Here is a 24187-nt window from a genome sequence, read left to right on the forward strand (position 1 = left end):
CCGCGCCAGCATGGGCCCGAGAACGGCAGGCCCGCCCTCAGCCGCGCCGGCGCGGGTCAGCGAGGACGGTCAGCGAACGGTAGGCCCGCCGTCAGCCGCTCTCCCGACAGTGGACGGCATGAAGAACAAATGGTCCGTCCTGGCCATCGCGTGCGGGGCCACCCTCTTGCTCTCGCTCGACCTCACGGTCCTGCACCTGGCCCTGCCCCGGCTGGTGTCCGATCTCGGCGCGAGCTCCACCCAGCTGTTGTGGATCGGCGACATCTACGGCTTCGCGCTGGCCGGCCTGCTGGTCACCATGGGCAACCTCGGCGACCGCATCGGCCGCAAACGCCTGCTGCTGATCGGCGCGGCCGCGTTCGGCGCCGCCTCCGTGGTCACCGCGTACGCGCCCAGCCCCGAACTGCTGATCGCCGCCAGGGCGCTGCTGGGCGTGGCCGGGGCCACGATCATGCCCTCGACCCTGTCGATCATCCGCAACGCGTTCACCGAGCCGGGCGAGCGGACCGCCGCCATCGGCATCTGGAGCGGGATGAGCGCGGCCGGGTTCGCGCTCGGCCCGGTCGTCGGCGGCCTGCTGCTCGACCACTTCTGGTGGGGCTCGGTCTTCCTGATCAACGTGCCCATCATGGCGCTGGTGCTCGTCGGCGGCGCCATGGTGCTGCCCGAGTCGCGCAACCCGGACGCCGGCCGGATCGACCCGATCAGCGTGGTGCTGTCCTTCGGCGGCATCGTGACCGCCGTCTACGCGATCAAGGAGGCCGCGCACAAGGGGTTCGAGCATGCCGACGTGCTGGGCGCGGGCGCGACGGGGATCGTGCTGCTGGCGCTGTTCGTGTGGCGTCAGACTCGGCTGCCCGAGCCGCTGATCGACGTGCGGCTGTTCCGGCGCAGGGCGTTCAGCGCGTCCATCGCGACGAACCTGCTGGCGATCTTCGCGATGTCGGCCATGATGCTGATGTTCGCCTGGTACCTGCAGCTCGTGCTCGGCTGGTCGCCGCTGCAGGCCGGGCTGGCCAACCTGCCCGGCGGCCTGAGCGGCGCGCTCGGCGGCATCCTGGCCGCCAGGCTCATCCACCGCCTCGGCAGGAACGGCGTCGTCGCGCTGGGCCTGGCCCTGAACGCGGGCGCGTTCCTGTACTACGCCACGCTCGGCGACGAGCTGAACTACCTCGCGCTGCTGCCGGTGCTGATCGCCGGCGGCATCGGCACCGGGTTCGCCTTCACCGTCAACAACGACAACGTGCTGGCCACCGTGCCGCGGCAGCGTGCGGGGGCCGCCGCCGCGGTGTCGGAGACGGCGTTCGAGCTGGGCGGCGCGCTCGGCATCGCGATCCTGGGCACGGTGCTGACCAGCGCCTACCGGGCCAACCTCGACCTGCCCTCCGGCGTGCCGGGCGAGGCCGCGCGGGAGTCGATCGCCGGGGCGATGCACGCGGCCGGGTCGCTGCCCGCCGAGCAGGCCGCCCAGCTCGTACGGGCGGCGCAGGCGGCCTTCATCGAGGCCGTGCACGTGACGTCGCTCGTCACGGCCGGGCTGCTGGCCGTGGTGGCGGTGGTCGCGCTGGTGGGGCTGCGCGGCGTGCCGAAGGTCATCCCGGAGGAGGTCCTGACCGGCGCGCACTGACCCAGCCGACCGGCGCGCACCAGCCCAGGCGACCGACGCGCACCAGCTCAGCCGACCGACGCGCACCGGCTCAGGCGATGGGGTTCGTCGGGCAGGGGCGGGTCCTCGTCGGGGACAGGCCGTCCAGCCGGGCGCCGATCATCCGGGCGATGCCCTCGATGGTCTGCACACCCGTCCCCTCCCCCGGCTGCCGATCCGTCTGCACCGACAGCAGCAGGTCGCGCCCGGGCCCGGTGATACGGCCGTAACTGGTCACCGCCCACGTGTTGTGGATGAACGGCCGGGGCGTCCACCCGTTCTTGAGCGCCACCTGATCCCCGGGCCTGGCCGCGGCGCTGACACCCCACGCCTGATCCTTCTGCACCTTCCCCATCAGCCCGAGCACCAGCCCGCGATCGGCGGCGGTCAGCCCCTTGCCCCCGCTGATCAGCACCTTCAGCAGACGGATGCGGTCGGCGGGGCTGGTGTTGGTGCCGCCCCAGAATTTGCTCGGGCCCGGCGTGGTCTCCTTCAGCCCGATCCTGCGGTAGAAGTCGCTCATGGCCCCGCCGCCGCCGACCCGCGACCACAGCGTGTCGGCGGCGCGGTTGTCGCTCTCCCTGATCATGCGGGCGGCCAGGTCCCGATCCCCGTCGCCGAGCCGGCCGTCCCGCTGCTGCAACAGCGCGGCGAGGATGTCCACCTTGGACCCGCTGGCGGTGATCATGTCGTGCTCGTGCTCGCCGTGGCCCAGGCTGATCCCGGTCACCAGGTCCAGCGCGCCGTAGACGATCCGGCCGGGGCGGGCGCGTACGTACTGGGCGATGGCACGTTCGAGCCGGACCTTGGCCTTGCCCGCCGCGCGGCCGTCCTTGAACGTCAGCAGGCAGCGCGCCACCTTGACCGGCGCCTCCACCGCCACGGGCACGACCGGCGCCCGCCCGGCCCCGCATCCCGCCATGAGCGCCAGGCCCATCCAGGCCATCCACTTCGCACGCACGCGCCAACCCCCGTGATCTCACCGGGGGTCGTACCGGATCATGCCCGGCCGGGCGACCGGGCTCTCACGACAGGCGCTTTCCTGGCCAGACCTTCAGCGCGACCTTGCCCGCGACAGGTCAGAGATGCTCGGAGAGGAAGCCGGCGGTCGCGTCCACGGCCTGGGTGACGTACGGCTCGCGGTCGTAGAGGTCGATGTGCTGCTTGGCGTCCAGCCAGACGATCCGCTTCGGCTGGTCGAGCCGCTTGAACACCTCCTCGGCGCCCTCCGGCGCGCAGAACCGGTCGACGACGCCGTGCACGATCAGCGCCGGCTTCGGTGACAGGAAGTCGCTGCCCGTCATGTTGTCCATCGTGAGCAGTTCGAGCACGCTCGCCGTGGTCACCTCGTTCGACCAGAGCGGCGTGGCGCCGCGCTCGCCGCCGTAGTAGGCGTGCGGCTCGTCCCCCGGCATCGCGGCCTCACCCTGCTCCGCGACGGCGGGCAGGTACTCGACGGGCCCGCCCAGGTCCTGCCGCTCCAGCGCCTCGAAGTAGGGCGCGAGATCCACGCCGCGCATCGCGTAGGGATTGTTGTAGGCCCCCGCGATCCCCGCGAAGACCCGCACCCTCGGGTCGAAGGCGGCGAACTTCAGCGCGTACCCGCCGCCGAGGCAGATGCCCACCGCGCCGATGCGGCCGGCGTCCACCTCGGGCCGCGACCGCAGGAACGACACGGCCGCCCGCAGGTCGTGCAGCTTGCCCTGCGGATCCTCATGGTGGCGCGGCAGCCCCTCCGACCCGCCCCAGTTGCGGTGGTCGAAGGCCAGCGTGGCATAGCCGCGCTCGGCCAGCCGCGCCGCGTACAGCCCCGTCACCTGGTCGCGCACCCCGGTGAACGGCCCGGTGAACACCAGCCCCGGCCACGGCCCCGCGCCGGCCGGCATCCGCAGATCCCCGGCCAGCGTGAGGCCGTCGGATGTGAACTCGACTCTCATAGGCACAAGTGTGCGCTAAGAGTCGAAACCCAGCCCCATCCGATCCAGCGCGCGCAACCACAGGTTGCGCTTGCCCTGGTGCTCGTCGGCCTGCGCGATCGACCACCGGGTGAACTGGATCACCCCGGAGCGCACCGGCTCGGGCGGGAACGGCAGCGGCTTCTCCTTCACCATGCGCAGCTCGGTCCGGTCGGTGGGCTCGCCGGACAGCAGGTCGAGCATGACGTTCGCGCCGAACCTGGTGGCGCCGACGCCCATGCCGGTGTAGCCGGCGGCGTAGACGAGCCGGCCGCCGTGCGCCTGGCCGTAGAAGGCGCTGAAGCGGCTGCAGGTGTCGATGACGCCGCCCCACCTGTGGGTGAAGCGCACCCCATCGAGCTGCGGGAAGGTGTCGTAGAAGTGCCCGGCGAGCTTGACGAACGTCTCGTCGCGCTGGTCGTACTCCGGCTTGACCAGGCCCCCGTTGTAGTAGACGGCGTCGTAGCCGCCCCACAGGATGCGGTTGTCGTCGCTGAGCCGGTAGTAGTGGAACTGGTTGCCCGAGTCGCCGACGCCCTGCCTGTTGTGCCAGCCCACCTCGGCGAGCTGGGCCTCGGTCAGCGGCTCGGTCATCAGGACGTAGTCGTACACGGGGACCACGAAGTGCCGCAGGCGGCGCAGCAGCGGCGGGAACACCCCCGTGCCCAGCGCCACGTGGCGGGTGTCCACCTGGCCGTGCGGCGTGCGCAGGGTGAGCGTCGTGCCGTCGTCGGACATCGAGCGGACCGGGGTGCGCTCGTGGACGCGTACGCCCAGGCTCAGGCACGCCTCGCGCAGGCCCCACGCCAGCCGCGCCGGATCGAGCATGGCGCACCCACGGCGCTCCCAGAGCCCGCCCAGGTACGTCGGCGAGTTCACCTGGGCCCGCACCTGCTGCTCATCCAGCGGCAGGTAGTCCAGGCTCAGCTCGGAGATCAGGTCGAGGTGCTCGGCCAGCCCTTCGAGCTGCCACGGCTCGGTGGCCACGTGCAGTTCGCCGGTGCGCTCGAAGGAGCAGTCCACGCCGTAGCGCTCCAGCGTGCGCTCGATCTCGTCGAGGTTGGCCACACCCATGCGTTCGAGCTGCTCGATCTCCTCCGGCCACCGTTCCATCCCGTTGGCCAGGCCGTGCGTGAGGGTCGCCATGCAGAACCCGCCGTTGCGGCCGGTGGCCGCCCAGCCGATCCTGCGGCCTTCGAGCAGGACGACGTCCAGCGAGGGGTCGCGCTCCTTGGCCATCAGGGCCGTCCACAACCCCGAGAAGCCGCCGCCGACGACGACCAGGTCGGCGCTGACGTTTCCGAAGAGCCGCTCCTGCGGCTCGGGTCTGGCCGGATCGTCCAGCCAGTACGGCTTGCGCTCCGCATCAGCCAGCGCCTTCAGCGGATCCACAAATCCCACTTCCCTTACGAGGTCTGAGTGAAGAAACTGCCGGACCACATACGTTCTCAGGTACGACGCCGCGCCGCGACCGCGTTACCGATCGCGATCAGCACCCCGATCCCGAAGATCAGCGTACCCATCACGTTGACCTGTGCCGGGATGCCGGTCTTCACCGCCCCGACGATCCACAGCGGGAAGGTGACGGTGGAGCCGTTGACGAAGCTGGTCACCACGTAGTCGTCGATGGACAGCGCGAACGCCAGCATCGCGCCCGCCAGCACACCCGGCATGATCGCCGGCAGCGTCACCTGCCGGAACGTGCCCCACGCCGTCGCCCCCAGGTCCCTGGCCGCCTCCTCCAGTGACGGGTCCAGCGTGACGATCCGCGCCCGCACCGTGACCACCACGAACGCCAGCGAGAACAGCACGTGCGAGATGACGATCGTGCCGGCGGCGCGCGGCACGTTGCCCGAGACGAACAACGACAACAACGACGCGCCCATGACGAGTTCGGGCGTGGAGATGGCGGCGAAGACGAAGAAGTTCGTCACGCCCTTGCCCCGGAAGCGGTGCCTGCCCAGCGCCAGGCCCAGCATGGTGCCGATCACGACCGTGATCACCGTGCTGACCAGCGCGATCACCAGCGAGTTGACCAGTGCCGTGGTCAGGTCGGGGATGTCGAAGAGCTCGGCGTACCAGCGCAGCGTGAAGCCCTGCCAGGTGGTGTTGGACTTGCTCCGCTTGTCGTTGAAGCCGAACAGGATCATCACCGCGATCGGCGACGACAGCCAGAGAATGATCAGCCACGTGTAGAGGTGCAGCAGCCGGTCGCCGAGCCTGGACCCCCTCATCGGGCCGCCGCTTCCAGCACGTTCTCGGTCCCGAGCGCCCTGGCGTAGATGAAGATGCCCACCAGCAGCACCGCCATCAGCGTGAACGACAACGCCGAGGCGGTCGGGTAGTCGAGGTTGGTCAGGTACTCGGTCTGGATGATGTTGCCGATCATCGTGTTGGACGTGCCGCCGAGGATGGCCGCGTTGATCGGGTCCGCCGTGGCCGGCACGAACGTCATCAGCACCCCGGCGAACACCCCCGGGAGCGACAGCGGCAACACCACCCGCCGGAAGGCCGCCGCCCTGGTCGCGTACAGGTCCTGGGCCGCCTCCACCACCCTCGGGTCCACCCGCTCCAGCGACACGTAGATCGGCAGGATCATGAACGGCAGGAAGTTGTAGGTCAGCCCGCCCACCACGGCGAACGTCGTGGCCAGCACGTGGAACTCGGCCGGCAACAACCCCCAGCCCTTCAGCGTGCCGAGCAGGATGCCGTTGTCCGACAGCAGGAAGTTCCACGAGATCGTGCGCAGCACGAAGGAGACGAAGAACGGCAGCAGGAGCAGGAAGAGGTACATCGCCTTGCGCCTGCCGCCCTTGAAGGCGATCCAGTACGCCACCGGGTACCCGATCACCAGCATCGCCACCGTGGCCAGCCCGCCGTAGAGCAGCGAGCGCAGGAGTTGCGTGCTGTAGCGGCCGATCGCGTCGCCGTAGTTGGAGAAGCTGAACGTCATGGCGAAGCCGTCGATGGCGTTGCCGGTCTGCAGCGACACCGACGCCATCGCGACCATGGGGACGACCAGGAAGATCGCCAGCCACATCCAGCTCGGCAGCGCCAGCAGGTAGGGGGTGAGCCGCTTCATGGCTATGCCTGGGTGATCGTCTGGAAGATCTGGTTGAAGACCTGCTCCTGCTGCGTCGTGAGCGTGGTGTAGGTGCGCAGCTTGGCGTAGTCGGCCTCGGTGGGGAACATGAGCGGGCTGTCGATCATGTCCTCAAGGGCCTTCTTGTCCTCGCCCTTGGCGCTTTCCGCCTTCTCGCGCAGCAGGTCCCGCACGGCGGCGACGGGCGTCACGTACTGGATGAACTCATCCAGCTCGGCGGCCACGGCCGGCTGGTAGAGGTAGTCCATCAGCATGAGCGCGTCCACCGGGTTGGCCGCGTTCTTGGGGATGAGCATGTTGTCGGTCCAGATGGTGCCGCCCTCGGCGGGCACCACGAACTCGACCGGCTCGCCGGCGAGCTGGCGCTGGAACACATCGCCCGACCAGGCCATGGTCAACCAGACGTCGCCCTTGGCCACCGCGTCGATATACGACTGATCATAATATTTCCGTACGATTCCGGCGTCGCGCTGCGCCTTGAGCTTCTCCCCGGCCTTGCGCCAGTCCGCCTCGGAGGACTTCTCCGGGTCGATGCCCAGCGCGATCATCCCGAAGTTGCCGATCTCCTGCGCGTCGGACATCATCCCCACCCGCCCCTTGTACTTGGGGTCGAACAGGGACTCGATGCTGGTGATCTTGTCCTTGACGAACTCGGTGTTGTACGCGATGCCGGTCACCCCGGAGGTGTACGGAACCGTGTACTTGTTCCCGGGATCGTAGGAGCGCTCCTTGTACTTCTGCCCGGCGTTGGCCTGGAAGTTCGGCAGCTTGGCGTGGTCGAGCGGCACCACGTAGCCCAGCTCGATCATGTGCTGGAGCTGGATGCCGTTCGTCATGACGACGATGTCGTAACCCAGCGACTGCCCGGCGCGCAACACGGGGTCGGCCTTGCCGAAGAACTCGGCGTTCTCCTGGATGACCTCCTTGTACTCGTACGCGATGCCGGTGTCCTGCTTGAACTTCTCCAGCGGGCCCTTGTCCTCGGGCATGTACTCGGGCCAGTTGGCGAAGACGACCTTGCCGTTCTTCTTCTGCTTGGCCCAGTAGTCGGCGACGGCGTCGGCCTTCGGGGGCGCCGCCTTCTGCCCCTGCACGCCGCAGGCGGCCACGGCCAGCCCGGCGGCGGAGTAGCCGGCCAGCCTGAAGACGTCACGACGGGTGCGGGGTTGCGTCATTCCACGCATGAGGGGGTTCATGAGGTGCTGTCAACTTCCAATCACATACGAGTGCTGCGCCAGCCACGACAACCACACGGAGTCGCCCCGCTCCGCCGTGGCCGTGGCGTCCAGCACATTCTGCTGGAAAACGGTGATCTCGACCCCGTCAGCGAGGCTCACCGCATAGCTGTTGTACGTGCCGAGATAGACCACCTCGGCCACAGTGCCGCGCACGGCGCTGCGCTCCCGATCGGGCTCCTCCGTGCCGATGTTGATCTTCTCGGGGCGGACGGTCACCGTCACCTCGCCGTCGTACCCCGGCACCAGCACCCGGCCGCCGCCGACCTTCAGCTCCCCGCCGCTCGCGGTGCCGGTCAGCAGGTTGGAGGTGCCGATGAAGCCGGCCACGAACGGCGTGGCGGGCCGCTCGTAGATCTCACGCGGCCCGGCCAGCTGCTCGACCAGGCCGTCGTTCATCACCGCGATGCGGTCGCTCATGGTCAGCGCCTCGCCCTGGTCGTGCGTGACGTACACGAAGGTGATGCCGACCTCGCGCTGGATGCGCTTGAGCTCGATCTGCATGGCCTGGCGCAGCTTGAGGTCGAGCGCGCCGAGCGGCTCGTCGAGCAGCAGCGCGCGCGGCCGGTTGACCAGCGCCCTGGCCAGCGCGACCCGCTGCTGCTGGCCGCCGGACAACTGGCGCGGCATACGCTTGTCGCGGCCCGCGAGGTCGACGATCTCCAGCATCTCGCCGACCCGCCGCGCGATCTCCTCCTGCGGCGTCCTGCGCTGCCTGAGCCCGAACGCCACGTTGTCCCAGACGCTCATGTGCGGGAAGAGCGCGTAGGACTGGAAGACCATGTTGACGTCGCGCTTGTTCGGCGGGACGTTCGTGACGTCCTGGCCGTGCAGCCGTACCAGGCCCTTCGAGGGGGCCTCGAAGCCCGCGACCATGCGCATGGTCGTGGTCTTGCCGCAGCCGGACGGGCCGAGGAGGGAGAAGAACTCCCCCTCGGCGACGTCCAGCGTCACACCCTTGACCGCCTGGACGACCTCGCCATGCGAGTGATACTCCTTGACGACGTCTTCAAGCTCAATCGCACTCAGCCCGGTCATTTCCAGGATTTTTCCTTTGTTACTCGCCGATGTAGTGCATGACGTGCTTGACCCTGGTGTAGTCGTGCAGCCCGAACACCGACAGGTCCTTGCCGTAGCCGGAGTGCTTGAAGCCGCCGTGCGGCATCTCCGAGACGAACGGGATGTGCGTGTTGACCCAGACCACGCCGAAGTCGAGGCGGTTCGACATGCGCATGGCGCGGCCGTGGTCGGAGGTCCAGACCGAGCCGCTCAGGCCGTACCGCACGTCGTTGGCCTTGGCCAGGGCGTCGGCCTCGTCGCTGAACGTCTGCACGGTGATCACCGGGCCGAAGACCTCGTTCTGCACCATCTCGTCGTCCTGGCGCAGCCCGTCCACGATGGTCGGGGCGAAGAAGTAGCCCTTGTCGCCGACGCGGTGGCCGCCGGTGAGCACCTTGGCGTGCGCCGGGGCGCGGTCGATGAAGCCCTGGACCCTGGCGAGCTGGGTCTCGTTGTTGAGCGGGCCGAAAAGTGCTTCCTCGTTGGTCAGGTCGCCGGTGGCCGTACCGGCGGCGGCCTCGGTGAGCGCGGCCACGAACTCGTCGTGCACGCTCTCGTGCACGAGCACCCGGCAGGCGGCCGTGCAGTCCTGGCCCGCGTTGTACAGGCCCGCGGTGGCGATGTCGCCGGCGGCCCTGCGCAGGTCCTTGACGTCCTCGAACACCACGACCGGCGCCTTGCCGCCAAGCTCCAGGTGTACGCGCTTGAGGTCCTCGGCGGCGCTCCTGGCGACCGACATGCCCGCGCCGACCGAGCCGGTGATGGCCACCATGGCGGCCGTCGGGTGGCCCACGACCAGCGCGCCGGTCTCGCGGTCGCCGGTGACGACGTTGAAGACGCCCGCGGGCAGCACCGAGCCGAGGATCTCGGCGAGCTTGAGCGTGGAGACGGGGGTGGTGTCGGACGGCTTGAGCACGATCGTGTTGCCGGCCGCGAGCGCGGGGGCGATCTTCCAGACCGCCATCATCAGCGGGTAGTTCCACGGCGTCACCTGGCCCACGACGCCGATCGGCTCGTGCCTGATGACGCTGGTGTGCTCGGCGAGGAACTCCCCTGCCGTGGGGCCCTCCAGCGTACGCGCGGCGCCCGCGAAGAAACGGAAGTGGTCGGCGGCGACCGGCGTCTCGTCCTCCGCCATGCGGGCGCGGGGCTTGCCGGTGTTGCGGCACTCGGCCTCGTTGATCTCATCGGCCTGCGCCTCGATCGCGTCGGCCACCTTGAGCAGCAGGTTGGCCCGCTCACCCGGGGTGGTCCTGCCCCACGATTCAAACGCGGCGGCCGCGGCCGCGAAGGCGGCGTCCACGTCCTCCTGGCCGGACACGGGGGCCTGGACATACGCCTCGCCCTTGCACGGATCGACGATGTCGGAGAACCGGCCGCTCCTGGCGTCCGCATATGCACCGTTGATGAAGTTCTGCAGACGTGTCGTCAAGGTGATTGGCCTCCTCGTGAGGTGGCTGAGATGCCGCGACTCTGACAGAGCAGGGGCATATGGACAAGGGATTTCGTGGCGAAGATATCAAATTGCTACGAATTCGCTTGACACACCGCGAAGAACTGAGAACATGTCGCACCAGGACGGCAACCCGGCGGGAACGCCCCGGTAACGCCGTACCGCTAGGAGGATCCCTCTCGATGACGACGCCGCCGCGCGTACGCCGCAACAGCGCCGCTTCCGGCCCCGTGGTGCTCGACGACCTGTCCAAGCAGATCATCGAGCAACTCCAGGCCGACGGGCGCAAGCCGTACGCGGCGATCGGGAAGGCGGTGGGCCTGTCCGAGGCCGCGGTGCGCCAGCGGGTGCAGCGCCTCCAGGACGCCGGCGTGATGCAGATCGTCGCCGTCACCGACCCCCTCACGCTGGGCTTCCCCCGGCAGGCCATGATCGGCGTCAACTGCGAGGGCGACCTGGAGTCGGTGGCGGACGAGTTGTCGGCCATCGAGGAGATCGACTACGTGGTGCTCACGGCCGGCTCCTTCGACGTGATCGTGGAGGTGGTCTGCGAAGGCGACGGCCACCTGCTGGAGATCCTCAGCAAGATCCGCGCCATCCCCGCCGTCCGCGCCACGGAGTCGTTCGTCTACCTGAAACTGCGCAAACAGACCTACTCCTGGGGCACCCGCTGACCGACCCTGGCCGCCGGCTCGATGATCGGGAGTACCGGGGTGTCCGACGCGCGCACCAGGCTCGGCCCGTCAGGCCCGAACACCTCCCGGGGCTCCGGAGCGACAAGCAGCAGCACCAGGTAGAGCAGGCCCGCGGCGGCCAGGCCGACCGGGAGTGAGACGTCCACGCCGCCGGCCAGGTCGCCGAGCGGACCGACGAACTGCCCCGGCAGGTTCACGAAGGACAGCGCCAGCCCGGCCGAGACCAGCCAGGCGACCAGGCCGCGCACGTTCCAGCCGTGGGTGAACCAGTACCGGCCGCCGCGCTGGCGGCGGTTGAACACCTGCAGCGCCTCGGGGTCGTACCAGCCGCGCCGCGTCACGTAGCCGAGCATCATGATCACCATCCAGGGCGCCGTGCACGTGATGATCAGGGTGGCGAACGTGGAGATGCTCTGCGTGAGGTTCGCCGCGAAACGGCCGGCGTAGATTCCCGCGATCGACAGCGTGCCGATGAGCACCGTGGCCCGCACCCGGGAGAAGCGGGGGAAGACGCTGGAGAAGTCGAGGCCGGTGCCGTAGAGGGCGGTCGTGCCGGTGGACATGCCGCCGATCAGGGCGAGCAGGCAGACGGGCACGAAGTACCAGCCGGGAGAGATGGCCAGCAGCCCGCCGACGTAGTTGGGGGCGGCCGGATCCACGTACTCGGCGGCCTTGGCGGCGATGATCGAGGCGGTGGCCAGCCCGAACAGGAACGGCAGCGCGGTGGCGAGCTGCGACAGGAACGCCGCCGCCATCACCCTGCCGCGCGGGGTGTGCTCCGGGATGTACCGGGACCAATCACCCAGGAAGGCCCCGAACGAGACCGGGCTCGACAACACGATCAGCGTCGCCCCGATGAACGAGGGCCAGAACAGCGGGTCACCGGCCGTGAGCGTGCCCGCGTAGGACGGATCGAAGTCACCCGCGAAGGCCAGCCCGCCCAGGACGAACAGCAACGACGCCGCGACGACCGCGATCTTGTTGACGAACAGCATGAAACGAAAGCCGTAGACGCAGACGATGAGCACGAGGACGGCGAAGATCCCGTACGCGACGCCGTGCGACAGGTCGGTGTCCGGCAGCCCCGCCAGCCGGTGCGCCCCGCCCACCAGCGCGTCCCCCGACGACCACACCGAGATGGAGAAGAACGTGACCGCCGTCAGCAACGACAGGAACGACCCCACGACCCGGCCGTGCACGCCCAGGTGCGCCGAGGAGGAGACGGCGTTGTTGGTGCCGTTGCGCGGGCCGAACAACGACAACGGCGCCAGGATCAGCGATCCGACGACGAGCCCGAGCACGGTGGCGGCCACGCCGTGCCAGAACGACAGCCCGAACAGCACGGGAAAGACGCCCAGGACGCAGGTGGCGAAGGTGTTCGCACCTCCGAACGCGACCCTGAACAGGTCGAAGGGGCGGGCGGTGCGGTCGGCGTCGGGGATGCGCTCGACGCCGTAGGTCTCTATGTCGGTGATGGACGTGCCGCTCATATCCGGCGCTCCTCCCGCGAGGCCACCGGCCTGTGGGGGCCGATGCGCATGCGGTCAGTGTTCGCCACACCGTCGATCTGCTGCAAGATCCCCCGGCGTTCCGGCCGCCGTCGTGCCCGCTGGTGGAACCCGTGCCGGGGTATCGTCTGTGCCGGCTCGCGCGATCCACGGGCGGGAGCCGCCCTTCCCGCGCCGCGTATGCCGGGGTCCGGCCGACCATCAGAATGGCCTGCCGACCGGGTTTGCTATGCCTCGAAATCCTCGGGTTGGAAGATCTCCTCCGCCGACTTGCCCTCGAGCGCCCGATCTAGCCATTCGTCCAGGACGGCTACGTCCGCGCAGCGCATGACCCCGCTTCGGTTCTCATCGGACACCGTGATCCCGAGCTCGCCGAGGCACACCAGTAGAGCTTTCGCCCTGCCTTTCGCGAAGCCTTTCGCGAAGCCTTTCGCGAAGAGACTCTCGGCGTACTCGTCCTGGTACGGATACCTCGTCGAAGGCCGACCCGACACCGTCTGATGCTCAGTCAAAGATCTCCTCCGCCGACTCGACCTCGATCGCCCGCCCTAGCCATTCGGCCAGGACGGCCTCGTCCGCGCAGCGCATGACCAGGCTCCGGACCTCGTCGGACACCACGATCCCGCGCTTGTCGAAGATAAGCAGCACAGACCGCGCCTCGCCTTCTGCCCTGCCTTCCGCCTTGCCTTCCGCCTTGCCTTCCGCCTTAAGACTCTCGGCGTACTCGTCCTGGTACGGATACGTCATGGTCTTCATGCCTCGGTTCCATTCTCGCTGAGCGTCACCTTCCAGTGACAGACTGGTATAACGAGCGTACCTGCAAGCGATGGCCGGATCGATACCTCCCAGCGCTCCTTGCATCGCCGCCGCGATCTGAACGAACTTCGGATGTTCGCTCTGTGTGACGGCCGAGATGACCGCCAGCACGATGTTCTCCGACGCCTGAGCGACGTCGGTGATGACCGGCGTGTTCCACTTGTGGATGGCCAGGACCTTCAACGTCAGCCCCGGATGGCCGGTGACGATCTCTTGCTCCGCCCATCGAGCCACTTTCTCGTTCGGGCAGATGACGACCAGGCAGGCCCGACATTTCTCCCGCGCCCGGAAATTGGCGATGTACTCCAGCCACGAGTAGTGCTTCTCTTGGTCCGGCGAGCGCTGCGTCTCGACGATGACCCCGATTTTCTCCTTTCCCTTGCCGTACAGGATCGCCGCATCAGCGCGGCACACGCCAGGATCCGCTTCCGAGAGGTCGGGCGAGGCGATGACCGACCCGCCCGCCTTCGGAATCGGCACAGGGAGCAGTGCACGGAGCATGTCTCTCGTGCCCTCGAGATCGAAGGTCGCGATTTGCGTGAGACCTTCGTGTTGTGACGTGACCATGCCGCGACATTACTACTCGCGTTCGATTCATTACCTAGAGTTGACGAAACTGGATGGTCGCTATTTCCCACGAACTCAGCGGCAACCGCACTACACCATCAGTGACCTGCACATACTCCCCCGGACGCCCGCGCAGATCCGCATGCCGGGCTTCTACAAGGTCGCCCGAAATAACAGCTTCGGTGGAATTGGGAGTCAGGGCCACTACGCGGAGTTCGCGCCATCCGTCCCGATCCCGGAGCGAGGTCATGACCACACCGTCACCGGCCACCGACAGCCCGGCGGCGGACGCGGGCAGTGGGAGGAACGGCTCGCCCGTGCCGGGGACGGCCAGCAGGTCGTGGCGGAAGGACTCGGCGTGTGGCACGACCTCCTCCCACGACCCCTGGTACGGCATCAGCGCCAGGCTCACCGAGCGCACCCCGCGCGACTGCGCCGCCGGAGTGGGCAGTTGGGGGCCGGCCGGTTCCGGGCGGTTGGTGTTGCGGTTGCGGGAGAGGTAGCCGACCGAGCGGAGCAGAGTGAGGGCCAGTTCCCCGTCCGCGACCTCGTACTCCGTCACGTGTTCGAGCAGGGCCGCGACGCCTCCGGCGGCCACCCAGGATGAGGCGGGGAAGGTGGGTAGTGGGGTTTCGCCACAGCCGCCCTCCGGCTTCAGGTCGCGGGTGATGACCGCGAACTGGCCCTCAGCGTGTGACTGCGCCGCCGAGGGAGACGGCAGTGGTACGTGCAGGCGTACCCGGTGGTCGGCGCAGCGGTTGTCGAACTCGACGTGCAGCCGTACGAACGGCTCGCCCGCGCGCAGTTCGACCCGGGTGGTGACGACGACCTCCTCCAGCCGGGAGCCGCGCGTGATGGAGGGCAGTTCGGGGGCGCCGTCTGCCAGCTCGGACGAGGCGGGCCAGTCGTAGGTGCGGCGTATCTCCACCGCCGCCACCAGCGGGCCGGTGCAGATCACCTCGGAGGCCACGTACGAAGGCTCAGACACCATCAGGTCGGCCAGCGGCGGCGCGAAGTTGTAGGTGTCGCCCACGTCGCCGCCGTCCACGATGCGGCCCGCGCCGGTGACGGTCGTGCCGTCCTGGCCGACCAGCGTCAGCGTGCCGTCGCCGGCGATCACGACCCGCAGCAGGCCGTTGTCCAGGATCTCCTCGTCGCCGCGCACCGGCAGGGTGGCCGAGTCGGAGCTGAGCCAGCAGGACGGGTGGTGCTCGCCTGGCAGGTGGCTGAGGGGCAGGTCCGCCGGGTCCGGGCCGTAGACATGGTCGCGGGGGGCGGGGCGGAGGCTGGTGTGGCCGAGCGGCGGGGCCTCGACCAGGGCGGCGACCGTGCGGCGGGGTTCGGCGACGATGCGGACGCGGGTCACGCCGTCCAGCGCGGCGCGCACGTCGTCCGGGTCGAACACCACCGACGTCTCGCGGGCCACGGTGAACTCCAGCGTCCCGTCCTCGATCTTCCAGCCGGTGATCTGCTGCCCGTACAGCTCGGTGCCGTGGACGAAGGTCAGCGCCGTGGCGGGGTCCATCTCCTCGTCGAGCAGCAGCGTGGCCGCGTACTCCAGCGGCTGGCTGGGCACCGGCTCGCCCGACGGGCCCACCAGCGGGTCCACGCCCGCCACGTCCACGACCACGACGCCGAGCCGCGCGGCGGGAGTGGGGTTGACGATCAGCACCCCGTCCGACGGCACGGCGCGCGCCAGCGGGGCGGTCACCAGGTCGCGTACGGCCTGCCCGAGGTGTTCGGCCTCCGCGATGCGGGCGGCGACCTGCTGGGCGGTCTCGTCCACGCCGCAGCCGGTCACCGAGTCGTGCCCGCTGGCGTCCACCAGCCGCCACCACGCCATGTCGAGGAAGCGGCCCGGCCATTCGGCGCCCCAGAGGGTGGCCAGCGGTTCGGCGTAGCGTTCGACCATGCGTTCGGCGCGGCCCATGGCCTGCTTGAGGTGGGCGCGCACGGAGATGACGCCGGGCAGGATGTTGGCGCGGGCGTGGGAGCGCAGCTCGCCGTGCACCTTCGGCAGCCCGTCAACGCTCGCCGGATAAGCCCCGATATATCCGGACAAGGTGTTCATGCGGGCGCCGATCGCCGCCACCATCTCCGGCAACCCTCGCACGGGGGCGGAGTGGTCGGCGCCGTACATCGCCAGCAGCGGCCCTTCGGGACCGTGCCATTCGCGCATGGTCCGCACGAACGCCGCCGCCCGCTCACCGGCCCCCTGCCCGTCGTGGAACAGGTGGGCCCCGTTGCCGTAACCGCCCACCGGCAGGTACTGCGTACGCACCGCCGTCCCGTCGGGCGCCACCCAGGCGAAGACGTCGGTGGTCACGGACGACGGCACGCCACGGTAGACGCAGGCGTACGCCAGTCCGGCCTTGCGCAGGATCTGCGGCATCTGGGCCGCGTGGCCGAACATGTCCGGCAGGTAGCCGACCGGCATGGCGCCGCCCAGCTTGTCCGCCCGGTCCATGCCCAGCTCCAGGTTGCGCACGATGTTCTCGCCCGAGCACAGGAACTCATCCAGCAGGATCTGCCACGGCCCCACCGCCAGCCGCCCCGACTTCACCAGCGCGGCCACCCGGTCGCGGTTCTCCGGCCGCACCTCCAGGTAGTCATCCACGCAGGCGAGTTGCCCGTCGAGGGTGAAGCGGTATTCGGGCTCGCGTTCCATCGTGTCGAGCACCTCGTCGAGCAGCGCGACCAGGCGCAGCCTGAAGCGCTGGAAGGGTTCGTACCACTCCCGGTCCCAGTGCGTGTGCGGTACGACGACGATCTCGGTGCTCACACTGCCTCCCCTCCAATGGGCAGATCATGCAGTACGGCGTAGCGCGCCGCGATCCGCTGTGCCGTGACGATGTCCTCGAGCCCGCCGCCCGCGTCGGTGAGCGGCGGCTTGCCATCGTTCACAAAAGCATGGAAGGCCGCGAGTTGTACCTCGAACGCCTCAGTCACCTCCCTCCAATGCCTGCGACTTTCGGCGTCGGAGACCACGGTGAGCGTGGTGGGGGCGTTCATGAGGTAGGGCGAGGGAAAGACCAGCTCAAGCGAGCCCTTTTCGTGATGGATGGTGACGGTTTCGCGGTAGGCGGGGTAGTCCTCCAGGTAGTGCCAGCGGATGGTGAATCGTCCCCGTACCGGCAGCGGCCCGGAGATCTCGATGGAGCCGGGCGCGGGCCCCCAGGTCTCAACGTACGAAATTTCGGTGGGCGAGCCGGTAAAGCGCCTCAAGAGCGACAAATCGTGGCAGATCGAGCCCATCGCCACCCCGTACAGGCTCCGCACCGACTCCGGCGCCGATTCCCCCAGCGCCTGCGACACCAGCGCGCTCTCCTGCGCGCGCAGCGAGGCCAGCAGGCCGGCGTCCACGTCCCGCGCCTGCGTCAGGTTCGCGAACGCGAGCTGCGACTCCCCGCTCGGATGCAGCACGCTCACCTCGACCGACCTGATCACCTCCGGCCCGCCGAGTTCGGCCAGCAGTTCCTCGGCCCGGCGCACGGCCGGGTCGTACTGCTTCATGTAGCCGACCATCAGCCGCCCCTCGGGCAGCGCCGCCACCTCGGCCCTGGTCAGCGCGAGCGGCTTCTCGCACAACACGGCGTACCCGGCGTTCATCGCCTGCCGCACGGTCTCCCCGTGGGAGCCGGAGGCCAGCATGACGACGGCCTCGAAACCGCCGTCGGCGAGCATGTCGCTCACGGAGGTGTAGCGGCGCGCGGCCCCCAGCCGGTCGCCCACCGCGTCGGCGAGGGTCCGCGACAGGTCGCAGACGGCGCTCACCTCGAACAGGTCGCGCCGCCTGGACAGCAGCGGCACGTAGACGGCCTGTGTGACGGCTCCGCAACCCACCAGCGCGATTCTCACAGTCCCAGGTCCTTCAGCTTCTGGCGGTTGGCCGCCTGGTCGGCGATGTTCTGGGCGACGGTGCGCCGCCCGGGGAGGGTGTCCTGCTCGACCACGATCCAGCCGGCGAAGCCGGTCTCGTCCAGCGCGCGGACCACGGCGGGCAGGTCCAGCTCGCCGTCCCCGATCGGCGGGAACCCGCCGCGGCCCATGAGCTCGCGCAGGTCCACGCCGTCCTCCAGGGCGCGGGCCAGCAGCCGCCGGTCACCGTCCTTGATGTGCACGTGCCCGATCCGGTCCGCCCACGTGCGCAGCGCCGCGATGGGGTCGCCGCCGGCCAGCAGCAGGTGGCCGGTGTCCAGGCAGAGCTGCACGTCGGTCAGTTCGAGCAGCCGCTCGATGTCCTCGGGGGTCTCGACGTAGGTGCCGAGATGGTGGTGGAAGACGGGCTCGAAGCCGCGCGCCCGGCACCGGTCGGTGGCGTCCTGTACGCGGGCGGCGTACTGCGGCCACTCCCCGGCCGGCAGCCCCGGCGCGTTCCCGCCAGGACGGGCGAACCGCTCGGGCGAGCCCGAGCAGGCGATCGTCGGCCGCGGCGGCAGCTCACCCTCCGGGGCGGCGGCGAACACCTCCAGCGCCGCCTCCAGCACGGGCAGATTCTTCTCGTACGCCCGCGCGTCCCGATAGGGCATGTCCACCCAGCCGCCGCACAGCAGCAGCCCGGCCCCGCTCAGCCGTTCGGCCAGCTCGGAGCCAGTGCCCAAGTAGCCGATCGGCCCCGAGTCGATGCCCTCGTAGCCCGCCGCGGACAGCGCGCGGACCATCTGGTCGGCGGTCAGCGGCGGCGGGCCGTCGCTCAGCTCGAACACGCCGAAGCTGACAGGGGCGTTCGCGACTTTCCTCACGCGCATAGGGCTATCACCTCGTTCTCGTAGCTCTCCAACCGATGTGGTCCGTCCATCGCCGCCAGTCGCACGCGCTCGCCGCGGACCACCTGCCGCGAGCCGTCGGGGCGTACCAGGACTAATCCGTCGGCGTCCAGGGCGAGCAGTTCGTCGCCCAGCCTGAGCAGCAGCGGCCCGTCCGGCCCTGCCGAGACGGCGGTGCGCCCGGCGCGCACCCCGTCCAGCACCATGCCGGTGTCCTCGGTCAGCACCCAGGTGGTGGGCGCGCCGGGCAGGCCGTCGGAACCGTGCCGGTGGAAGTCGCTGCCGCCGATCGCGATCACGTCGTCGCGCCAGGCGTCGGCCCAGGCCAGCGGCGCGCCCCAGCGGCGGTCCCACCAGCCGGAGCTCCACACCTCGGCCACGCGGGGACGGCGGCTGATCGGCAGCAGCCAGGCGCAGTCGGCGCCGAGCGGATGGTTGATCGAGATCAGGCCGCCGGACCGCTCGGCGTGCTCCACCCAGGAGTCGGCGGGCTGCCGGAAGTCCACCCAGCCGACCTCGCCGAACACGTTCGCGTGCCCTCGGTCGGTGGTGACCTCCTGACCGGGCAGGAGCGTGACGCCTCGGTCGATCTTGCTCAGCCAGGGGTGGTGGCTGACGGTGTTGTGGTCGGTGACGGCCAGGAAGTCCAGGCCGCGCCCGTGGGCGAGCTCGGCCAGCTCGGCGATGGTCAGGCTGCCGTCACTGTGCACGGTGTGGGCGTGGAAGTCCCCGGCGTACCAGCGCAGGCCGTCGATGTCGGGAATGTCGCGCCTGGGCGGGCACTGCCCGTGCGGCGGCTCCTCCGCGACGGGAGGGGCAACGTCGTCGAAGGAGATGTCCAGCGTGTAGTCCAGGCCCTGCGGCGGGATGCGGTGCAGGCGCAGCCACACGTGCCAGGTGCCGGTCTCGGGCTCGCCGGGCAGGTAGCCGGGGGTGGCCCAGTCGCGGGCGATCGTGTACTCGTCGCGCGCGCCGCCCGACCAGCCGCGGAAGCCCTCGGGCGAGGCGCAGCCGAGATCGATCACGCCCTGCGACCTGTCGTAGGAGAGCCGCACGGTGACGGCCGCGCTCCCGGCGGGCACCTCGAACGGCACCTCCCGCAGGATCTGTTCGAGCCGGTCGTCCAGGCTCCAGCGGCCCCTCACACCAGCTCTCCGTCCCGGTAGACCAAGGCCCGATCGCCCCTCGGCACGGCGTGGCCGTCGTCGCCGACCGCCGGTTCGCTGCCCTCGGGCACCACTGCCTGCACGTTCACGCCGCCCACGTCGAGGGTCACCAGGTGGGACGCGCCCAGATTCTCCACGATGGCCACCTTCCCGCTCAGCGCGCCGTCCGAGGGCCGCGCCGAGTACGTCATGTACTCGGGCCGCACGCCGTACACGATCTTCTCGCCGTCGGTCAGCCCTCCGGCGGAGGACGGGACCGCCAGCCGGCACCCTGCCACCTCCAGCGTGTCACCCCGTACGGAACCGTCCAGCAGGTTCATCGGTGTGGACCCGATGAACCCCGCCACGAAGGTGTTGGCCGGCCGCTGGAACACCTCGGCCGGCGTGCCGATCTGCCTGATGTGCCCCTCCTCCATGACGGCCATGCGGTCGGCCATGGCCAGCGCCTCCGCCTGGTCGTGGGTGACGAAGACGGTCGTGACGCCCAGCTCCCGCTGCAACTTCTTCAGGAAGGTACGGGCCTCCAGCCGCAACCGCGCGTCCAGGTTGGACAGCGGCTCGTCGAACAGGTACGCCTGCGCCTGCGTGGCCATCACCCTGGCCAGCGCCACCCGCTGCTGCTGCCCGCCGGACAGCTGACCGGGCCGTCGATCCATCAGGTGCTCCAGCCCGAGCCGCGCCCCCACCTCGGCCGCCTTGTCGTGGCGCGCCTTCTTGGCGACCTTCTTGATCCGCAGCGGGTAGGCGATGTTGTCGGTGACGTCCATGTGCGGGAACAACGCGTAGTCCTGGAACACCATCGCCACGTCCCGGCCGCCCGGCTGCACGCCCGTCACGTCCCGCCCACCGATGACGACCGATCCGCCGGTGGCGATCTCCAGGCCGGCGATCGTGCGCAGCAGCGTGGTCTTGCCGCAGCCGGAGGGCCCGAGCAGGGCGAAGAACTCCCCGTCGGGGATGGACAGGTCGAGCGCGTCGAGCGCGCGCACCCCGCCGGGGTAGACCTTGCTCAGCCCGCGTAGTTCGATGGCGGCCATCAGCGCTTGATCCCTCCGTGGAAGCGGAAGCCGTACTTCTTGCTGACGAACAGGTACATGAGCACCACCGGGATCGAGTAGAGCAGCCCGAAGGTGGACAACATGCTGAGGTTGGCCTGCCCGCCCTCCGTGTACAGCGTGTACGTGATCACCGCCGCCGGCTGCTTGCCCACGTCGCTCAGCAGCAGGTACGGCATCAGAAAGTTCCCCCACACGTTGGCCACGGCCCACACCGCGATGGTCGCCAACCCTGGGCGTACCAGGGGGACGACCACGTGCCGCACGATCTGCAGCGGCGAGGCCCCGAACACCCTGGCGGACTCCTCGTACGACTTCGGCGTGGCATCCACGAAGTCCTTCAGCATGAAGATCGCCGCGGGCAACAGCCCGCCGGTCAGGATGAGGATCAACCCGAACTGCGAGTCGATGAGGTTGAGCTCCACCGCGAGCTGGAACAACGGCACCATCGCCGCCGTCCCCGTGATGATCGACGACAGCAGCAGCAGGGCATAGAGCAGCGCGTCCCGCCCGGGGATCCGCACCCGGCTCAGGGCGTAGGCGGCCAGCGCCGAGAAGATCACGACCAGCGCGGCGGTGCCGGCCGAAAGGATCACCGAGTTCCACAACGACGGCAGCGCGTAGGGGTGTTCGATGACGGCCGCGAAGTTGTCCCAGGTGAAGTCGGGCACCCGCACCTCGTAAGTGGGGTCGGAGGTGAACGGCGCGGTCACCAGCCACAGCAGCGGCACCGTGAAGAACGCCAGCAACACCGCGATCAGGGTGTAGAAGCCGATCCGGCCCAGCACGAAACGCGTCATCTCTTGCTCCGCAGCAGCCGCAGGTAGAACACCGCCACGATCAGGTTGATCAACAGGATGATCGCGGAGATGGCGGCGCCGTAGCCCAGTTCGCCGCTCTGCAGGGCCACCTTGTACACGTGCACGGCCAGCACCTCGGATTTGCCGTCGGGGCCGCCGGCGGTGAGCAGGAACGGGGTGAAGTCGTTGAACGTCCACAGGCTGATCAGCAGCAGGTTCGTCAGGATGTGGCCCCTGATGTGCGGGAAGACCACGTCCCGCAATTGCTGCCAGCCGGAGGCCCCGGCCAGGCGGGCGCTCTCCAGGTGCGAGGGCGGCACGTTGGCCAGGGCGGCGCCGTACAACATCATCGAGAACGCGGTGCCGCGCCAGGTGTTGAACACGATGATCGACAACATCGGGTGGTCGAGCAGCCAGGCGAAGCCGGGCAGGCCGAGCAGCGCGTTGAGCGTGCCGCCGTCGCGGTCGAGCAGCGCCACCCACAGGAACGACACGATGGCGCCCGGCAGGATCCAGGCCAGGATGACCAGGCCCTCGACCAGCCGTTTCAGCGGCCCGAGCCGGTCGCGCAGCAACCAGGCGATGGTGAAGCCGAGCCCGACCTGCCCGATGACGGCCGAGCCCAGCACGAACTGCGTGGTCAGCAGCGTGGAGTTCCAGAACGCGGGATCGGCGACCGCGTCGAGCAGGTTGCCGAGCCCGACGAACTCCGGCTCCGCGGCGGCGACGCCCGTCAGGCGGTAGTTCGTGAGCGCCAGATAGAGCACCCAGAGCGCCGGGAAGACGAGGAAGGCCGCCACCAGCAGCAGGGCGGGGGCCGCGAAGATCCCGGCCCGCGCCCTGCCCAGGCCCGCCGCGTCGGAGCTGTAGGCCCGTGCCTCAGCCCGTGCCTCACCCCGTGTTTCAGGAGGCGATGTTGCCTGCGCCACCGACGATTCCTTCGAGCTTCTTCTGGTACGCGGCCGCCGCCTGGTCGGGCGCCGTGCCGCCGGCCACCGCGGCGGTGGCCTCCTGCAGCGCCACCGACACCTGCGGATAGACGGCCACCGGCGGCCGGTAGGCGGTCAGCGGCAACACCTTCTCCGAGATGAACGTGAGCAGCGGCTCGCCGGCCAGGATCTCCTTGTTGACATCGGTACGCGGCGTGACGCGGACGTTGCCGTCCTTGGTCTCCTCCTTCAGCGCCTCCGGCGAGAGCGTGAAGGCCAGCAGCTCGAACGCCTCCTTGGGATGCTCGCTCCCGGGATTCACGGTACGCAGCGCGCCGCCGGACATGCTGACGAAGTCCTGGCCCCTGATGCCCTTGCCGGGTTCGATGGCCGGGATCATGGCGTACCCGACGGCCTGGTCACGGTCGGCCATCTTGGCCACGCCCGTCTTGGGGTTGACCACGCCGCGCCAGAAGTAGTCGCCCTCCATCAGAATGCCGATCTTGCCCTCGGCGAACTGCTGGAACGACTTGTCGCGGCCCTTGGCCTCCTGCTGGAGCTTGGGATCGCCGAGTCCGCCGCCGTAGATCTTCTGGTAGAGGCCGAGCGCGTCCTTCATCGGCTGCGCGGCCCCGGTCCACTTGCCGTCCTTGTGCACCTCACCGCCCGCGCCCGCGAGCAGCGGCAGCACGCCCTGCATGGACGTGGCCTCGCCCATGGCGGTGCCGGCGTTGATCTGGATCGGCACGGGCACGCCCGAGGACTTGAGCCTGGCACCGGCGTCGAGGATCTCCTGCCAGCTCTTGGGCTGCCAGTCGGCGGGCAGCCCGACCTTGGTGAAGAGCGTCTTGTTGAAGTAGAGGACCCGGCCGTCGGTGCCGACCGGCAGGGCGTACTTCTTGCCGTTGAACTCGGCCATGCCCTGGACGGCCTCGGGGATCTGCGACCACCCGTCCCAGCCGTCCGCCTCGGGCCCGACCAGCTCCGACAGCGGCTTGATGTAGCCGGCCTCGGCGAACTCGCCGGCCCAGATGCCGTCGATGTCGATCACGTCCGCGCCCTTGCCGGACTTGAGGTCGAGGGAGAGCTTGGTCTTGTACTGCTCATCGTCGACGCCGCTGGGAAGGAAGGTGACTGTGACGTCCTTGCCCTTCGCCTTCTGCGCCGCCTCGAACTTGGGGATCACCCAGTCGGCGATCCACTCCGCCGCGGCGGCGTTCTTGCCGCCGGCGATGGCGTTCTGGGTGATCGTCAGCTCGATCGCGTCACCGCCTCCGCCGGACGACTGTCCACAGGCGGCGAGTCCCAGACAGGCCGCGGCCGCTACCGCGACCACCCGTTTCCGCAATGCCATGCAAACCCTCCGACGTGTCCTAAGGGAGGCAGCCAGAGCCCAATATGTCATGACATTCATATGACGTAAAGGCATAGCCGG

The 24187-nt window shown here is 69.4% G+C and carries 21 protein-coding genes; 2 read left to right on the forward strand and 19 right to left on the reverse strand.

Annotation, left to right across the window (positions count from 1 at the left end; all coding sequences use genetic code 11):
- Positions 1-118 precede the first annotated feature (118 nt).
- Positions 119-1627, forward strand: a complete 1509-nt coding sequence (locus AB0I81_RS31205; RefSeq protein WP_360663654.1) for a DHA2 family efflux MFS transporter permease subunit — start codon at positions 119-121, stop codon at positions 1625-1627.
- Between the two features lie 70 nt (positions 1628-1697).
- On the opposite strand, the gene AB0I81_RS31210 is transcribed toward AB0I81_RS31205, so the two are convergent.
- From AB0I81_RS31210 to AB0I81_RS31245, 8 genes are all read right to left on the reverse strand, one after another.
- Positions 1698-2606: a serine hydrolase gene (locus AB0I81_RS31210; protein ID WP_360663656.1), complete on the reverse strand. Its 909-nt coding sequence runs from the start codon at positions 2604-2606 to the stop codon at positions 1698-1700.
- Between the two features lie 118 nt (positions 2607-2724).
- Positions 2725-3582 (reverse strand): alpha/beta hydrolase, encoded by an 858-nt coding sequence (locus tag AB0I81_RS31215; protein ID WP_360663658.1) that lies wholly within the window; start codon positions 3580-3582, stop codon positions 2725-2727.
- A gap of 15 nt (positions 3583-3597) precedes the next feature.
- Entirely contained in the window at positions 3598-4992 is a 1395-nt protein-coding gene (locus AB0I81_RS31220; protein WP_360663660.1) for an FAD-dependent oxidoreductase, read from the reverse strand.
- A gap of 56 nt (positions 4993-5048) precedes the next feature.
- A complete protein-coding gene (locus AB0I81_RS31225) occupies positions 5049-5834 on the reverse strand; it encodes an ABC transporter permease (protein WP_360663662.1) in 786 nt (261 codons plus the stop codon).
- Positions 5831-6682 (reverse strand): ABC transporter permease, encoded by an 852-nt coding sequence (locus AB0I81_RS31230; RefSeq protein WP_360663664.1) that lies wholly within the window; start codon positions 6680-6682, stop codon positions 5831-5833. Before AB0I81_RS31230 ends, AB0I81_RS31225 begins: the two co-directional genes overlap by 4 nt.
- 2 nt (positions 6683-6684) lie before the next feature.
- A complete protein-coding gene (locus AB0I81_RS31235; RefSeq protein WP_360663666.1) occupies positions 6685-7878 on the reverse strand; it encodes a spermidine/putrescine ABC transporter substrate-binding protein in 1194 nt (397 codons plus the stop codon).
- Positions 7879-7908: 30 nt separating this feature from the next.
- Positions 7909-8976: an ABC transporter ATP-binding protein gene (locus AB0I81_RS31240; protein ID WP_360663668.1), complete on the reverse strand. Its 1068-nt coding sequence runs from the start codon at positions 8974-8976 to the stop codon at positions 7909-7911.
- A gap of 19 nt (positions 8977-8995) precedes the next feature.
- A complete protein-coding gene (locus AB0I81_RS31245) occupies positions 8996-10429 on the reverse strand; it encodes a gamma-aminobutyraldehyde dehydrogenase (RefSeq protein ID WP_360663670.1) in 1434 nt (477 codons plus the stop codon).
- Between the two features lie 203 nt (positions 10430-10632).
- Here AB0I81_RS31245 and AB0I81_RS31250 point away from each other — a divergent pair, with 203 nt between their 5' ends.
- Positions 10633-11124 (forward strand): Lrp/AsnC family transcriptional regulator, encoded by a 492-nt coding sequence (locus tag AB0I81_RS31250; protein ID WP_360663672.1) that lies wholly within the window; start codon positions 10633-10635, stop codon positions 11122-11124.
- On the opposite strand, the gene AB0I81_RS31255 is transcribed toward AB0I81_RS31250, so the two are convergent.
- From AB0I81_RS31255 to AB0I81_RS31305, 11 genes are all read right to left on the reverse strand, one after another.
- Complete coding sequence (locus AB0I81_RS31255) at positions 11103-12635, reverse strand: cytosine permease (RefSeq protein ID WP_360663674.1); 1533 nt, start codon at positions 12633-12635, stop codon at positions 11103-11105. The two genes, AB0I81_RS31250 and AB0I81_RS31255, sit on opposite strands and share 22 nt — an antisense overlap.
- A 245-nt stretch (positions 12636-12880) precedes the next feature.
- On the reverse strand, positions 12881-13165 hold the full coding sequence (locus tag AB0I81_RS31260) for a hypothetical protein (protein WP_360663676.1): 285 nt from the start codon (positions 13163-13165) through the stop codon (positions 12881-12883).
- The gene (locus AB0I81_RS31265) at positions 13158-14036 is read right to left on the reverse strand and encodes a hypothetical protein (protein WP_360663678.1); all 879 of its coding nucleotides are present in this window, start codon (positions 14034-14036) and stop codon (positions 13158-13160) included. The genes AB0I81_RS31260 and AB0I81_RS31265 overlap by 8 nt, the downstream gene beginning before the upstream one ends.
- Positions 14037-14070: 34 nt before the next feature.
- Positions 14071-16818, reverse strand: coding sequence for an alpha-mannosidase (locus AB0I81_RS31270; RefSeq protein WP_360663680.1), 2748 nt, complete (start codon positions 16816-16818; stop codon positions 14071-14073).
- Positions 16815-17894, reverse strand: a complete 1080-nt coding sequence (locus AB0I81_RS31275) for a Gfo/Idh/MocA family oxidoreductase (protein WP_360663682.1) — start codon at positions 17892-17894, stop codon at positions 16815-16817. Before AB0I81_RS31275 ends, AB0I81_RS31270 begins: the two co-directional genes overlap by 4 nt.
- A complete protein-coding gene (locus tag AB0I81_RS31280; protein WP_360663684.1) occupies positions 17891-18784 on the reverse strand; it encodes a TIM barrel protein in 894 nt (297 codons plus the stop codon). The genes AB0I81_RS31275 and AB0I81_RS31280 overlap by 4 nt, the downstream gene beginning before the upstream one ends.
- Entirely contained in the window at positions 18775-19947 is a 1173-nt protein-coding gene (locus AB0I81_RS31285; protein ID WP_360663686.1) for a CehA/McbA family metallohydrolase, read from the reverse strand. The genes AB0I81_RS31280 and AB0I81_RS31285 overlap by 10 nt, the downstream gene beginning before the upstream one ends.
- Positions 19944-21005, reverse strand: a complete 1062-nt coding sequence (locus AB0I81_RS31290; RefSeq protein WP_360663688.1) for an ABC transporter ATP-binding protein — start codon at positions 21003-21005, stop codon at positions 19944-19946. The genes AB0I81_RS31285 and AB0I81_RS31290 overlap by 4 nt, the downstream gene beginning before the upstream one ends.
- A complete protein-coding gene (locus AB0I81_RS31295) occupies positions 21005-21823 on the reverse strand; it encodes a carbohydrate ABC transporter permease (RefSeq protein ID WP_360663689.1) in 819 nt (272 codons plus the stop codon). The genes AB0I81_RS31290 and AB0I81_RS31295 overlap by 1 nt, the downstream gene beginning before the upstream one ends.
- Positions 21820-22752: a sugar ABC transporter permease gene (locus tag AB0I81_RS31300; RefSeq protein WP_360663691.1), complete on the reverse strand. Its 933-nt coding sequence runs from the start codon at positions 22750-22752 to the stop codon at positions 21820-21822. The genes AB0I81_RS31295 and AB0I81_RS31300 overlap by 4 nt, the downstream gene beginning before the upstream one ends.
- On the reverse strand, positions 22727-24106 hold the full coding sequence (locus AB0I81_RS31305) for an extracellular solute-binding protein (protein WP_360663693.1): 1380 nt from the start codon (positions 24104-24106) through the stop codon (positions 22727-22729). Before AB0I81_RS31305 ends, AB0I81_RS31300 begins: the two co-directional genes overlap by 26 nt.
- Between the last annotated feature and the right edge of the window lie 81 nt (positions 24107-24187).

Origin of the sequence: Nonomuraea sp. NPDC050404, assembly GCF_040655495.1 — a bacterium.
GTDB lineage: Bacteria > Actinomycetota > Actinomycetes > Streptosporangiales > Streptosporangiaceae > Nonomuraea.

What these genes read in the sequence shown, in the direction of transcription:
- AB0I81_RS31205 (WP_360663654.1), top strand. Translation starts at nt 119, where the DNA reads ATGAAGAACAAATGGTCCGTCCTGGCCATCGCGTGCGGGGCCACCCTC.
- AB0I81_RS31215 (WP_360663658.1), bottom strand. Translation starts at nt 3,582, where the DNA reads ATGAGAGTCGAGTTCACATCCGACGGCCTCACGCTGGCCGGGGATCTG.
- AB0I81_RS31225 (WP_360663662.1), bottom strand. Translation starts at nt 5,834, where the DNA reads ATGAGGGGGTCCAGGCTCGGCGACCGGCTGCTGCACCTCTACACGTGG.
- AB0I81_RS31230 (WP_360663664.1), bottom strand. Translation starts at nt 6,682, where the DNA reads ATGAAGCGGCTCACCCCCTACCTGCTGGCGCTGCCGAGCTGGATGTGG.
- AB0I81_RS31235 (WP_360663666.1), bottom strand. Translation starts at nt 7,878, where the DNA reads ATGACGCAACCCCGCACCCGTCGTGACGTCTTCAGGCTGGCCGGCTAC.
- AB0I81_RS31240 (WP_360663668.1), bottom strand. Translation starts at nt 8,976, where the DNA reads ATGACCGGGCTGAGTGCGATTGAGCTTGAAGACGTCGTCAAGGAGTAT.
- AB0I81_RS31250 (WP_360663672.1), top strand. Translation starts at nt 10,633, where the DNA reads ATGACGACGCCGCCGCGCGTACGCCGCAACAGCGCCGCTTCCGGCCCC.
- AB0I81_RS31255 (WP_360663674.1), bottom strand. Translation starts at nt 12,635, where the DNA reads ATGAGCGGCACGTCCATCACCGACATAGAGACCTACGGCGTCGAGCGC.
- AB0I81_RS31265 (WP_360663678.1), bottom strand. Translation starts at nt 14,036, where the DNA reads ATGGTCACGTCACAACACGAAGGTCTCACGCAAATCGCGACCTTCGAT.
- AB0I81_RS31280 (WP_360663684.1), bottom strand. Translation starts at nt 18,784, where the DNA reads ATGCGCGTGAGGAAAGTCGCGAACGCCCCTGTCAGCTTCGGCGTGTTC.
- AB0I81_RS31290 (WP_360663688.1), bottom strand. Translation starts at nt 21,005, where the DNA reads ATGGCCGCCATCGAACTACGCGGGCTGAGCAAGGTCTACCCCGGCGGG.
- AB0I81_RS31295 (WP_360663689.1), bottom strand. Translation starts at nt 21,823, where the DNA reads ATGACGCGTTTCGTGCTGGGCCGGATCGGCTTCTACACCCTGATCGCG.
- AB0I81_RS31305 (WP_360663693.1), bottom strand. Translation starts at nt 24,106, where the DNA reads ATGGCATTGCGGAAACGGGTGGTCGCGGTAGCGGCCGCGGCCTGTCTG.